A 12,149-nucleotide genomic window follows, 5' to 3' on the forward strand; every position below is an offset into this window, starting at 1 on the left:
ATCACACCCGCGCAAATCGACACGATTTTTGAAGGAGGTCAGTCATGCCGCTCCAAATCTACAAGAGGGGTCGCTTCTACTGGGTTAAGGGCTGGGTCGAGTACAACGGAAGGCGGATCGCAGGCCCATACCGGCGAAGCACTAAGGCACCTACAGAAGAGGGCGCACGGGACTGGGTAGCGATTGAAACTGAAATGCAGATACGTCGACATGTTGTCGGCGATGAGATCAGCAAAACATTTTCAGATGCTATCCTGCTCTACAACGCCTCCAAAGAAGACGCTGAGCGACTCATTCCACTTGTTGAAGAGATTGGGGCCATGCCGCTGACGGCCATCACAGGCACTTTGTTGAAGGGGTTTGGGCCAGAATGGAAACCGATGGCATCGACCGATACTTGGTGGAGGGAAATTATTGTTCCAGCAAGCGCTGTCATCAATAATGCACACCAGTTATTGGGGACGCCTCTGATCCGCGTAAAACCCTATAGTAAATTTGAACGAATTTCGCAGGACAAACTACGCAACAAGCAGAGCCGGGTTGAGCGAACACCAGCGGACAAGGAGTGGATAGAGGCGTTTTGCAGCGCTGCTGATCCGTACAACGCGGCATTGGTGCGGTTTATGTTCGAGACGGCGGCTCGGATTGATCAGGCCGTTTCATTGGAGCCCGACGATCTGAGGTCCGCCGAGAACAAGGTCAGGGTGAAGGCCCAGAAGGGGCATCCGGAGAGCTGGATCATCGTTTCGCCTCAGATGATGGACGAGCTGCTCGCATTGCCACCGAAGAGACCAAAGAACCGCAAGACCGGCAAGTTCATGAAACCGCGCGTGTTCGGCTATGGCAGCTCGACCGGCTACAACACGCGTTGGAAGACGATCTGTAAGCGGGCGGGCATCCAATACCTATCAGCGCACCCTGCTGGGCGGCACGGGTTCTTCACTGAGCTGGTTGTGCGGCAGGGGGTCGATCCAGTGACAGCAGCCAAGGCCGGACGCTGGTCAGACCCCAATCTACCGATGCGCATTTATGCCCATGCAGAGACGGATGAGGCCGATGTTAGAGCCCGTTTTCGTACAAACCACGTACAGGAAGACCCTGTACAAACACCCAAGCAGCAGAAATCAAAGAAGGAATAACGCTATGAACGGTTCCCTCCTAAGGGGCAGGTTGCAGGTTCGAATCCTGCCGGGGTCGCCAAAACTGCTCGAAATATATAGCTGATTGAGTTTCGTGCGCGTTCCACAGGATTGCGACGGCGTTGGGGCTGGACATGTGTTTGCGGGTTCCCGCAGAATTCTTGCGCGCTTGGCAGTTCTCAAACGACCCGAGCTTCTTTAGCCATGATTCCATGCCCCTTTGGGGTGTCGACCAGAAATGAGGGTGATGACGATCCAATCATCCAAAGGCGACACCGTGTTGGCCAGCTTCTTTGTCAGTTGGTGGTTTCTGGGCAGGCTGGCCCCGTAATGGAAAAGAAGCTAATTTGATACACAAGGTAGAATATGTTCAATTGAAAGCGCCCGAGGAGGGAGTTTCTGCTTTGATGCCAAATGCTGGGGAGGCTTTAGAATGCTACCTGTCGATTGCCCAGGCGATTGCGGGGCAGACAGATTATAAGCTGGTCTTAGAAAACTTTGCCAACGGGTTGCGGGCGTTGATTGCGCATGATCACCTCGACATTGTGCTGTTGCATCCGTCGGGAACGCAAATGTGCTATGAGGCGCGCATGCACACGGCGTGGGGTGATGCGCAGAACCCGGCAAAGCCAACAGCAGAAAGCCCGATCCGTGATGTGCTGCGCGGGGACAAACCCTATATTCTGACCAATGATGCATGGACTGATCCGCTGTTTCATTTTGAGGGATCAGACAGCAAACCCTTGTTTGATGCCAATTTGCACAGCCGCATCATTGTCCCGTTGCGGGTCCAAGGAAAGCTGATTGGTTCGCTTGCCATTTCAAGCCATCAAGCCGATTTTTATAACGAAGAATTGGTTGTGCTGGCACAGGGCGCTGCGGATCTGGTTTCGGCGTTTCTGTTTGCGCTTGAACGGGGCAAAGAGGCAAAAGAAGCCGCCGTTTCTGAGCTGGAGGCAACCGCGCGTGAGCAGGCGTTGCGTTTGGGCGCGTTGCGATTGACCGAAGGTATGGAGCAGGAGCGACAGCGGCTTGGGATGGATCTGCATGATCAGACGCTGGCGGACCTAACGCGCATGCGCCGGCGCATGTCGCGGATCGTTGGCGGGTCTGCGGCGGCCCAAAAAGAAATCGACGCCTTGCAGGATGAACTGGACCATTGTCTGGACGAAGTGCGCGGCATTGTCGAAAATATGAAACCCGGTGTGTTGCAGCTTTTTGGGTATTCAGAAGCCATCGAAGCGCATATGCAGCGCTGCCAGAAACATATGCGTCGAGACATAGCGATGCAGGTCCAAGACCAGTCAGATGGCCAGATGGATACGCTGCAGGACACCGTGCGCACCGCCATGTTTCGGATCGTACAAGAGGCCGTAAACAATGCGCTAAAACACGCAGATTGTGATTCTGTTGATGTGCGGATCGTTCAGATTGGCCATGATATGGTGGTCACAATCGACGATAGCGGCACCGGTATTTCAGAGGCAGACCTGCAATCAAATCGTGGGATTAGCAATATCAAAACACGGGCTGATCTGATCTCTGCCAAGGTGCGTTTTGAGCGGCTGATTGATCCCAAAGGCACCCGTGTCGAAATTACATTGCCTTTGTCTGTTGATGACAGTGACGTTGGGGTTCAGGCTCTATGATTAAGAACCTCAAATTGCAGGATAGCCGATGCGCCTTTTGATTGCCGAAGATGACAAATTGCACAGGGCATTTTTAGAAAAAGTGGCGCGAAATACATTGTCTGACATGGACGTGTTGACCATGGCCGAAGACGGCGCAGAGGCGCTAAAAGAGTTTGATGCAGGTGAGTATGATTCAGTTGTGCTGGACCTTCAGATGCCGCGTGTCACCGGTGTCGAAGTGGCCAAGAGCATCTGGGCCAAAAAGCCGAGTACCAAGGTGCTGTTTTGGTCCAATTACACCGAAGAAGCGTATATTCGTGGGATCACCAAAATCGTGCCAAGTGCGGCCGTTTATGGCTATATCCTGAAATCCGCACCCGCAGAGCAATTGCAGCTGGCCTTGCAGGGGGTTTTTGTTGCCGAGCAATGCGTGATTGACCGAGAAGTGCGCGGGGTTCAGCAGCGGGCAGGCGACCGGCTTTTGGGGTTGAGCGAGCTTGAATACGAAGCGCTGGTGGATCTTTGTCTGGGCCTGACAGACAAAGCGATGGCGGCCCGTCGAAATGTGTCTTTGCGCGGGGCCCAGAGCCGGTTGCAGCACCTTTATCAAAAGCTGGGATTGGACAAGAGCGACATCCCGATCGGGGATTGGGGCCCGACCTATAATTCCCGTACGCGTGCGATCTCACTTGCGTTGACCCAAGGAATCTTAAACGCAGATGCCTTGCGAAAAGAAGAAGAGATTTTGCGCGTCTGGATGGAACGTCATCACGATTAGCTGCTAAATTTCAGCATCTTGCGGGAATCCGCAAGTCTGTTGTGTGTCTCCGCGCATTTCTTGCGTGTGCCAGCGCATACCCCCTAACGGCAAAGATTTATCTTCACTCCTACACGACCGAGGCAGCCTCCGATTGCGGGGCAATTAACCCATAGGAGGATGTCGATGCCATTTGTGAATATTCGCATCGTGAAGCAAGTGATTGAACATGATCCAGAAGGGATCAAAGCCAAGGTGCAGGCGTCGGTGACAGACACAATTTCTGAGGCGGCGGGCATTCCAAAGGAGAATGTCTGGGTCACCTTTGAGGAAGTTGATGAAACGGATTGGTTTTCCGGTGGGCAGCGCGTCAAGGAATTGAGGGCTGACTCGTGAATATCGAAATCCGTACCGAAGGGATGCACAACATCGTTGATGCGAATGCAATCCTAGAGAAAGTCGCCGAAGGTTTCCTGTTTCTCGAAGGACCCATTTGGCATCCGGTTGAAAAGCATCTGACGTTTTCGGACATTCCCGGCAATGAAATGTTTCGTTTGGATGCAAAGGGGAATGTGACCTCTTTTCGCAAGCCAAGTCAGATGGGCAACGGCAATACCTACGACGCACAGGGGCGCATGCTGACATGTCAGCATGCCACCAGTTCGGTCACGCGCACCGAAGCAGATGGGGCCATAACCACGCTGGCGACCCATTTTGAGGGCAAGGAATTAAACAGTCCAAACGATATTGTGGTGCGCAAGGATGGGCTGATTTATTTCACCGATCCCACCTATGGGCGAATGGATTATTTCGGCGTTGAACGCGACCTGGAAATGGGTTCGCAGGGGGTCTATTGTGTGACGCCTGACGGCCGCACAATCACACAATTGGCGAATGATTTTGCGCAGCCAAATGGTCTGTGTTTTTCGTTGGATCATAAAACACTGTATGTGAACGACACCGATCATAAACATATTCGGAAATTTGATATCGCCGCGGATGGATCTGCCACAGGCGGAGATGTCTGGGTGGATGTCACAATCGGCGAAGGCGAAGGTCACCCGGATGGGATGAAGATCGACAGCAAGGGAAATGTCTATTGCACCGGGCCGGGGGGGATCCATGTGATTTCACCGGATGCGGAAACGCTAGGGGTTATCCGCACAGCAGAATTCACAGCAAATTTCGCATGGGGCGGGGATGACCTGACGGATCTCTATGTCACGTCTTCAACATCGCTCTATCGGATAAAAGTCAAAACGCCGGGTTTGCCGTTGTTTTGAACCGTTTCGGACCAGAGTAGCGTCTGTGTCTCGTTTGGCAATTTGGTCATGTCCATAGCGATAGCTAAGTTGGCCAACTGCCCGGCGACCAGCAACAGATGCAGAGCGATGCCTTCCTCCAATACGGGTACACTCTGACGTCTGTTGCTGGGGAATCCCAAACGAAATGTGAACGAAACAAGTGATGCCACAGCGTGTCACGGGCGCGCGTGTCGCGCTGAGCGCTAAGTAATACAACACATACAAGGAGAGACACGCCTATGGCACATGTCATGCCGGACCTGTTCAAAATCGATGTCAAAGGTCATGCCCTAACCCATGCGCGCACCGAAATGGTGGCGCGGGGCAAGGTGGTCACAACCGACGAACCTGCTGAACGCGGCGGCACGGATTTGTTTGCAACGCCGTTGGAAACCATGCTGTCTTCGTTTCTGGGCTGCACAAACGTGATCGCGAACTATGTCGCAGGTCTGCTAAAGATCGACTTGCGCGGGATGGAGTTCGAAATCTGCGGGCATTTCGACACGCGCGGGGTGTTTGGGAAAGCGGATATTGAGACCCCTTTTCCGGTGATTGAGTTGAAAGTGATCCTGGATACCGATGCGAGCGACGAAAAAATCGCCCAATTGCAACAGATCACAGGAGAGAAATGCCCTGTGTCGGTTCTATTGCGCCGTGCCGGGTGTGACATTCAGGAAAGCTGGGTCAGAAAGTGAGACCTCAAGGCATGTGTGAATTTCGGTCACAAATCAGTAAAAGACGTTTGAGACATGCGGTATTTTGTACATCAAAATACTGCAATTCAAGGGTCATGGATGGATTGAAAGGACAGATGACACGATGCAACACCCGCGTTTTAGGGGCCTCGACCGCGTCTTTGGTAAGGCCGTTCTTTGAGCTTGCCAATTTGCATGCGGCGATGCTCGTCAACGGTGCGGGTATCCGCAAATTCTGGGCGTGATCCCCCGTACCCCTCAGCTTAACATCAAGTTAATCAATCTACAGAAGACAAAAACAGGTGGTGTTCGACATGGAGGAGCGTGTCGAAAACAACTTTCTAAACCCATCAGAGCACCTGTGTTCTGTCTTCAAAAAATAGACTAAGATAGGGAGAAGAACCGAAATGAAACTCATTAAAACGCTATGTGCAAGTGCTCTGGTTGCGGCGGCAACGCTGTCAGCGACAGCGCCTTCTTGGGCACAGGACGTCAACCTCACTTATCACGCATTTACGGGTGAAGGTCCGTCAAACTTAGCTGTGCGCTGGTGGATGGACGAAGTCGAGGAGCGGACCGAGGGTCGGGTGAACTTTACCCGGATTTTTGGTGGCGCATTGGGCAAGTTGTCCGCCCAGCCTGAAAATATCAGAGTTGGCGCGTTTGATCTTGGTGAATTCTCGCCGGTTTATAATCCAGGTCTCTTTCCCTTGGCGAATGTGACGTCACTGCCCTTCATGAGCGATGATCCATTGGCGCATGCGATGGCTGGGCATGAACTCTTTATGTCCCCGGCGGTCGAAGCTGAATTTACTGCGATGAACCAAAAGTACCTGTTCCCGGGTCTTTGGACATCTATTCAGATGCTTTCGCATGAGCCGATCCGCACGATCGAAGATCTTGAGAATGCCAAAATCCGCGCACATGGTGGGGCCGCTGAAATCCTGAAGGAACTGGATATCACGGTTTATGGTATTCCATGGGGTGAATTGCCGGCCGCCGCTGAACGTCGTGTTGTGACCGCTGCAATCATCGGGTCGCCCGCTGACGCCTATGCCTTTGGTTTTGGTGAGATTTTCAGCTATTGGGACGATGAAACATGGTTCTACTTTCCAATGCCTGTGACCATCAACCTTGATACTTGGAACTCAATTCCGCCGGAATTGCAGGCCGTTATCGAAGAGCTGAACACTGAAATGGTTGTGCAGGCCCGTGAACTTCTGGAAGTTGCTGAGATTGAGTCACACGCCCGTCTGAGCGAACAAACAGAAGTTGTGAAACTGGACGAAGCCGAAAGAGCGAGAATGCTGGATGTGCGCAACGCCGCATGGCAGAGCTGGGTTGACGCCCGCGAAGCTGAAGGGCTTCCTGGTCAGGCGGTTCTCGATGACTTCTTGCAGCGTCTGGCGCAGCACGAAGGCTAAGCTAACGAAAAGAGTGTTGGACAGATTGTCTGGCTAAATTGCGCCGCCTCATGGCCCCAACAGGTTCGGGGCGGCGCATTACGTTCATAACACTGTGAAACGTTCTGACGGCTTCAAACGGTGTACAGATCGTCATGTGTTACATCCGTTTGAATAATCACCACCTGAGAGAGGGATGCCACAATGGCAAGTTTGATCCACAGTGCGTATTGGCTGCAAAGAAAACTAGAAGAAATCGCCTGTTACGTTTCTGCTTTGGCCGTTGCATCAATGATGATGATCACCGTGGTCGAGGTCATGGCCAGAGCGCTGTTCTCAAAGAGCCTGCCCGGCGCTTATGAATATGTCAGCCTGTTGTTTGTTTACCTGATCTATTTGGGGTTGGGGTTTTCGCAGCGTCGTGACGCTCACATTACGGTTGGGCTGGTTTACGATCACATTCCCCGCCCTGCGCGAAAAACGGTTCAGGCGATTTACCTGTTGGTGGCATGCGTGTTCTTTGCGGCCCTGTCGTGGACCAGCGCTGTATCTGCGTGGACCAATTATTCCATGGGTGACACGATTTTGGGCATTGTTGAGGTCAAAACCTGGTGGGCGCGCGCCGGCATTCCGATTGGGCTGGCCCTCTTTTCACTACGGTTCCTGATCCAGCTGAGCCACGTGATCACCAAAGATGTGCTGCTTGAAGAAGCTGCGAAACATGAATTCGCAACTCAAGAACCAGATGAAGATGAGAAAAAACTATGATTGATGCTTTTCAATTGCCGCTCGTGATCGGGATGGTCGCATTTTTGATGGTCATGCGTGTGCCCGTTGGAATCTCTCTGTTGATGTCAGGTGCCTTGGGTTTTGCGTTGATCCGCGGAACATCGATCACATTGGATGCCATCGGTGGCCGTCTGTTTGATATCGGATCCGGATATGCCCTGAGCGCGGTGCCGTTGTTTCTGCTGATGGGGCATGTAGCGGCCAAGGCAGGTATCACACAGGATATCTACCGCGCCACACGTGCATGGCTGGGCCACCTCAAAGGCAGCGTGGTGATTGCGACAACAGTGGCCGCCGTCGCCTTTGCGGCCTGTTCAGGGTCAACGACATCCTCAACGGCGGTCTTTGGCCGTGTTGCGATCCCCGAAATGCTAAAGCTAAAGGTCAACCGCAAACTGGCGGCAGGCTGTGTTGCGACGGTTGGCACCCTGGCGGGTATGATCCCGCCCAGCATCAATCTGATCGTTTATGGCATTATCGCACGGGAATCCGTTCCGAAATTGTTGATTGCTGGGGTCATTCCCGGATTGCTGACGGCATTTGCCTATCTGGTCATGATCCACATTCGCGTGAGCCGGAACCCGGAAATGGCGCCGGCCCTGCCAAAGGCCCCACTGGAAGAACGGATTGGGTCCCTCAAAGGGGTCTGGAGTTTCTTAAGCCTTGGCGGAATTGTCATTGGCGGGATCTATGCCGGGATCATCACCCCAACAGAGGCGGGCGCAATTGGGGCCATCGGCTCTTTCTTGATCGCGGGCATTCGCAAACGGTTGTCTTTCCCAGTCCTGCGAGAGGTGTTTCTCGACACCGCCCAGACAACATCGGTGATCTTTATCATCCTTGTCGGCGCGCTGATCTTTTCCTCTTATCTCGCTGTTAGCGGCGCATCCGGCGCGGTGTCCGAGTATATCGTCGGTTTGGATATGTCGATGATGGGGATCGTCTGTATCTATGTGCTGTTGCTGCTGGTTCTGGGATGCATGGTTGACCCTGTGTCGGTGATGTTCCTGACCGTGCCAATTTTTGTGCCGCCGCTAATTGAACTGGGGGCGCACCCGATTTGGCTGGCAATTGTTGTCGTCAAAACGCTTGAGATCGGGTTGATCACTCCTCCTGTTGGGCTGAACGCCTTTGTTCTGAAAAGCGTGGTGCCGTCGTTCTCTTTGAAAGAGATATTTGGTGGGATCTGGTGGTTCCTGCAGGTAGAGGTCATTACCTTGATCATGATCCTGTTCATACCGGCGATCGCGACGTTCCTACCTGAAATGGCATATGCAAACTAAGCGTTGTTCATAAACTCGGCTTTCGCTGGAAATGTCGGTCTTTGATTTACGCAGGTAACGCAAGGGCCGACATTTTCAGCAAGAAACGGGTTTCTTTTTGGGTGGAAATCTTCATTGATCCCGACACGTCTTGGATCGGATGGAGTGTTGGTGATGGCTGATCTTTTTACGCAACCCGAGGATGGTTTGCGCAACCTGCTGCCTGTCGATGGGGTCGTTGAATATCATGGCCCGATATTAGGCCCGGCAGAGGCGGATCACTATTTAGATCACCTTTTGCGGGACATTGACTGGCGCCATGATGAGGCGGTTATTTTTGGGAAACGGATCACAACCAAACGTCAGGTGGCGTGGTATGCAGACGACGCGTTTTCCTACACCTATTCGCAGACAACAAAAACAGCTCTGGCTTGGTCGCCGCTCTTGTTGGATCTGAAAAGCATTGTTGAAACAGCGTGCCGTGAGACGTTCAATTCGTGTTTGCTAAACCTCTATCGTGACGGCAGCGAAGGCATGGCGTGGCACAGCGATGCGGAAAAAGATCTGGTGAAACATGGAACCATCGGATCAATGAGCTTTGGTGCGGAACGCAAATTTGCCCTTAAGCACAAACAAACCAAAGTGACCGTTTCGCAGATGCTGGAACATGGCAGTCTGCTAACGATGAAAGGGACCACGCAATCACATTGGCTGCATAGTGTTCCAAAAACGAAAAAGGTACTGTCGCCGAGGGTGAACCTGACCTTTCGAAAAATCCGCATCACAGAGTGACGCAGATTGTCATAGTGTTTCGATATCAATAACTTATGCAGCTTGGCCCGCTTGGCGCCAATTGGGGAACGGGTCTGGGTAATCCGGCAAATCATCTGGACCTGTTGTAACCTGTTCCGGCACCAGACACGCGTCCAAACGCGCCTGAATCGATGGCCAATCGATGCCTGCACCGATGAACACCAACTCTTGGCGGCGATCACCCCATGGGTCCTGCCAATGGGTTTGTATATAGGTTTTGGCGCTGTCGTGATCCGGCCAGCGTTCCTTTGGAACCGATGCCCACCACGTGCCAAGCGGCTTTACGCTGGACAGCGATCCTGCCAGCGAAAATTCGGCAACCCAGCCCGGACGCGTTGCGATCCAAAAATGCCCCTTGGCGCGAATAACTCCTGATAAATCCCCATTCAGAACATCCATGATCTTTTCCGGGATAAACGGTCGGCGCGCCCGATAAACATATGACGCGACACCGTATTCTTCGGTTTCGGGCACATGATCAGCAAACCCATACAGCTCTTTGGCCCACATCGGGTGTTCATGGGCCTTTTCCAAGTCAAACAGCCCCGTATTCAGGATTTTCGCAGCTGGCACATCGGATTGGTCCGTTTCAATAATCTGCGCATCCGCATTGAGACTGCGAATGATTTTGCGTGCAGCATCCACCCGTTGCGCCCCTGCATCGGTGATTTTGTTCAGAATGACGACATCGGCGAATTCGATCTGATCGGTCAATAAATGCACCAAGTTGCGTTCATCATCTTGGCCCATGGTTTCACCGCGATCCTTCAGGAAATCATGACTGGTGAAATCCGCAAGCAGGTTCACCGCATCGACAACAGTGACCATCGTATCAAGCCGTGCCACATCGGATAGGCTGTCACCAAATTCGTCGCGGAAATCGAACGTGGCGGCCACAGGTAGGGGTTCGGAAATTCCTGTTGATTCGATCAACAGGTAATCAAACCGCCCCTCAGCTGCCAATCGGCGGACTTCGTCCAACAGATCACCGCGCAATGTGCAGCAGATACAGCCGTTTGACATTTCCACCAATGTTTCATGTGTTTGACTTAGCTCGGTGTCAGCGCGCACCAAATCGGCATCGATGTTCACTTCGGACATGTCGTTGACGATGACGGCGACACGGCGTCCTTCGCGGTTGTTCAGGACGCGGTTGAGGAGTGTGGTTTTCCCGGCCCCTAGGAATCCAGACAGGACGGTAACGGGTAGACGGATGTCAGTCATCGGGTCACCTGCCGAGACTTTTGGACGATGAAATTCATATTTTGCCTCCGGGTTTGAGTGATTTCAGTCATGCAACTATTATAGTTACGTATTATTCGCAACTTTAATTGTTACGATAAGCCATCGTGAAACAATGGCGATTTATCATCTGCTTAGGGTGCGCTGGGCGCGGTTTTGGATCTCAATCTCTGCTGGGTGAATAGGTTTTTTTGTACTTGAGTAAAAAAGTCAGGTTGACATGTTTTACTAAATTACTCAGTTATAACGCATCTCTAGCCACCCCATCTGATTGGGCCAGCCCGGATATCGATAGATGAAAGGATTTCTTGGATGTGTGCCCAGATGGATCAATGGAACGACGCCGAAACTGCGCATTGTAAACGCAGATCTGACCAGGCTGAGATCGCCGAGATTTGGTTTCAATCCGGATGTCCAGAAGGCTTTAGCCTGGAATGGGCAATGGACCGCGCGCCCCTGAATGCCCCCGCCTACATGGAGGAAAACTGATGTCATTTCATTCGGCAAAACAAATGCTGCAACCCGCCCCCACATCGTTGCCCACATATGCCGCTGAGGACCTGACCAAAGGCGCAGGCTTAGCGCAGATCGTATTAGGCAGTCAGACCTACACGTTGCGTATCACACGTGCTGGCAAGCTGATCCTGACCAAATGAAACAGGATCGCGAACAACGTGGTGGCGCCCCCGTTGGGCTGATTTCGGACCTTAGCGGCGTCGAGGCGGCGTCGGTTTTGTACCTACGGCTATGGAATGACGGCCCGCAAAGCCAAGCGAATGTATGGCACGATTTTGCCAGCTGCCTTGGCCGGGAAAAAGGCCGCAAGGCGCTGAAATCTTTCGAAGATTTGTGCGGTCTCTTTGCGTTTCATGGGCGCAGACCGTTGATGCGGCATTCGGTGCATTGCAAATGTCTGGGTGCGGACGAAGCCTGTTTCGGCAATTTCATCTGCACCGCCGCATTGGGGGATCGTGATGATGCCATGTTGATCGCCACCCTGATGGTGCGCCCTGATTTTGCCCTTGCGCTGAAACGGATGAATTTATGCACCCCAAAACAGATGGTGGATGACACGCCACCCTATCAATCCCAACCCACAACACTTCACTAACAG

At 52.6% G+C, this 12,149-nt stretch carries 13 protein-coding genes; 12 read left to right on the plus strand and 1 reads right to left on the minus strand.

The window, feature by feature from the left end; genetic code table 11:
• Nucleotides 1–44: 44 nt before the first annotated feature.
• The 10 genes from AB1F12_RS00965 to AB1F12_RS01010 all read left to right on the plus strand — a co-directional run bounded on the left by AB1F12_RS00965 (nucleotide 45) and on the right by AB1F12_RS01010 (nucleotide 9,772).
• A complete protein-coding gene (locus AB1F12_RS00965) occupies nucleotides 45–1,139 on the plus strand; it encodes a tyrosine-type recombinase/integrase (RefSeq protein WP_368185895.1) in 1,095 nt (364 codons plus the stop codon).
• A gap of 407 nt (nucleotides 1,140–1,546) precedes the next feature.
• Nucleotides 1,547–2,788, plus strand: coding sequence for a GAF domain-containing sensor histidine kinase (locus tag AB1F12_RS00970; RefSeq protein WP_368185898.1), 1,242 nt, complete (start codon nucleotides 1,547–1,549; stop codon nucleotides 2,786–2,788).
• 28 nt (nucleotides 2,789–2,816) lie between these two features.
• Nucleotides 2,817–3,548, plus strand: coding sequence for a response regulator (locus AB1F12_RS00975; RefSeq protein ID WP_368185899.1), 732 nt, complete (start codon nucleotides 2,817–2,819; stop codon nucleotides 3,546–3,548).
• 165 nt (nucleotides 3,549–3,713) lie between these two features.
• Nucleotides 3,714–3,923: a 4-oxalocrotonate tautomerase family protein gene (locus AB1F12_RS00980; protein WP_368185901.1), complete on the plus strand. Its 210-nt coding sequence runs from the start codon at nucleotides 3,714–3,716 to the stop codon at nucleotides 3,921–3,923.
• The gene (locus AB1F12_RS00985) at nucleotides 3,920–4,810 is read left to right on the plus strand and encodes an SMP-30/gluconolactonase/LRE family protein (RefSeq protein ID WP_368185903.1); all 891 of its coding nucleotides are present in this window, start codon (nucleotides 3,920–3,922) and stop codon (nucleotides 4,808–4,810) included. Before AB1F12_RS00980 ends, AB1F12_RS00985 begins: the two co-directional genes overlap by 4 nt.
• Nucleotides 4,811–5,070: 260 nt before the next feature.
• The gene (locus AB1F12_RS00990; protein ID WP_368185904.1) at nucleotides 5,071–5,526 is read left to right on the plus strand and encodes an OsmC family protein; all 456 of its coding nucleotides are present in this window, start codon (nucleotides 5,071–5,073) and stop codon (nucleotides 5,524–5,526) included.
• Nucleotides 5,527–5,933: 407 nt separating this feature from the next.
• On the plus strand, nucleotides 5,934–6,950 hold the full coding sequence (locus AB1F12_RS00995; RefSeq protein WP_368185906.1) for a TRAP transporter substrate-binding protein: 1,017 nt from the start codon (nucleotides 5,934–5,936) through the stop codon (nucleotides 6,948–6,950).
• A gap of 183 nt (nucleotides 6,951–7,133) precedes the next feature.
• Nucleotides 7,134–7,697, plus strand: a complete 564-nt coding sequence (locus tag AB1F12_RS01000) for a TRAP transporter small permease (RefSeq protein WP_368185908.1) — start codon at nucleotides 7,134–7,136, stop codon at nucleotides 7,695–7,697.
• A complete protein-coding gene (locus tag AB1F12_RS01005) occupies nucleotides 7,694–9,001 on the plus strand; it encodes a TRAP transporter large permease (protein ID WP_368185910.1) in 1,308 nt (435 codons plus the stop codon). Before AB1F12_RS01000 ends, AB1F12_RS01005 begins: the two co-directional genes overlap by 4 nt.
• A 153-nt stretch (nucleotides 9,002–9,154) precedes the next feature.
• Nucleotides 9,155–9,772, plus strand: a complete 618-nt coding sequence (locus AB1F12_RS01010; RefSeq protein WP_368185912.1) for an alpha-ketoglutarate-dependent dioxygenase AlkB — start codon at nucleotides 9,155–9,157, stop codon at nucleotides 9,770–9,772.
• Nucleotides 9,773–9,805: 33 nt separating this feature from the next.
• Here the strand turns inward: AB1F12_RS01010 and AB1F12_RS01015 are convergent, their stop codons facing one another.
• A complete protein-coding gene (locus AB1F12_RS01015; protein WP_368185914.1) occupies nucleotides 9,806–11,017 on the minus strand; it encodes a GTP-binding protein in 1,212 nt (403 codons plus the stop codon).
• A 506-nt stretch (nucleotides 11,018–11,523) separates the two neighbouring features.
• Here AB1F12_RS01015 and hemP point away from each other — a divergent pair.
• Both hemP and AB1F12_RS01025 read left to right on the plus strand, forming a co-directional pair.
• Nucleotides 11,524–11,691 carry a hemin uptake protein HemP gene (gene hemP, locus AB1F12_RS01020; protein ID WP_368185916.1) on the plus strand — a complete coding sequence of 56 codons (168 nt, stop codon included), beginning with the start codon at nucleotides 11,524–11,526 and terminating at the stop codon, nucleotides 11,689–11,691.
• The gene (locus AB1F12_RS01025) at nucleotides 11,688–12,146 is read left to right on the plus strand and encodes a hypothetical protein (protein WP_368185918.1); all 459 of its coding nucleotides are present in this window, start codon (nucleotides 11,688–11,690) and stop codon (nucleotides 12,144–12,146) included. The genes hemP and AB1F12_RS01025 overlap by 4 nt, the downstream gene beginning before the upstream one ends.
• The last annotated feature ends 3 nt before the right edge of the window (nucleotides 12,147–12,149 follow it).

It is taken from the genome of Aestuariibius sp. HNIBRBA575 (assembly GCF_040932005.1).
Lineage (GTDB): Bacteria > Pseudomonadota > Alphaproteobacteria > Rhodobacterales > Rhodobacteraceae > CANLNM01.

Bases quoted from the DNA above. Each gene is read 5' to 3' on its own strand.
- AB1F12_RS00965 (WP_368185895.1), top strand. From the start codon at position 45: ATGCCGCTCCAAATCTACAAGAGGGGTCGCTTCTACTGGGTTAAGGGC.
- AB1F12_RS00970 (WP_368185898.1), top strand. From the start codon at position 1,547: ATGCCAAATGCTGGGGAGGCTTTAGAATGCTACCTGTCGATTGCCCAG.
- AB1F12_RS00975 (WP_368185899.1), top strand. From the start codon at position 2,817: ATGCGCCTTTTGATTGCCGAAGATGACAAATTGCACAGGGCATTTTTA.
- AB1F12_RS00980 (WP_368185901.1), top strand. From the start codon at position 3,714: ATGCCATTTGTGAATATTCGCATCGTGAAGCAAGTGATTGAACATGAT.
- AB1F12_RS00990 (WP_368185904.1), top strand. From the start codon at position 5,071: ATGGCACATGTCATGCCGGACCTGTTCAAAATCGATGTCAAAGGTCAT.
- AB1F12_RS00995 (WP_368185906.1), top strand. From the start codon at position 5,934: ATGAAACTCATTAAAACGCTATGTGCAAGTGCTCTGGTTGCGGCGGCA.
- AB1F12_RS01000 (WP_368185908.1), top strand. From the start codon at position 7,134: ATGGCAAGTTTGATCCACAGTGCGTATTGGCTGCAAAGAAAACTAGAA.
- AB1F12_RS01005 (WP_368185910.1), top strand. From the start codon at position 7,694: ATGATTGATGCTTTTCAATTGCCGCTCGTGATCGGGATGGTCGCATTT.
- AB1F12_RS01010 (WP_368185912.1), top strand. From the start codon at position 9,155: ATGGCTGATCTTTTTACGCAACCCGAGGATGGTTTGCGCAACCTGCTG.
- AB1F12_RS01015 (WP_368185914.1), bottom strand. From the start codon at position 11,017: ATGACTGACATCCGTCTACCCGTTACCGTCCTGTCTGGATTCCTAGGG.
- hemP (WP_368185916.1), top strand. From the start codon at position 11,524: ATGTCATTTCATTCGGCAAAACAAATGCTGCAACCCGCCCCCACATCG.
- AB1F12_RS01025 (WP_368185918.1), top strand. From the start codon at position 11,688: ATGAAACAGGATCGCGAACAACGTGGTGGCGCCCCCGTTGGGCTGATT.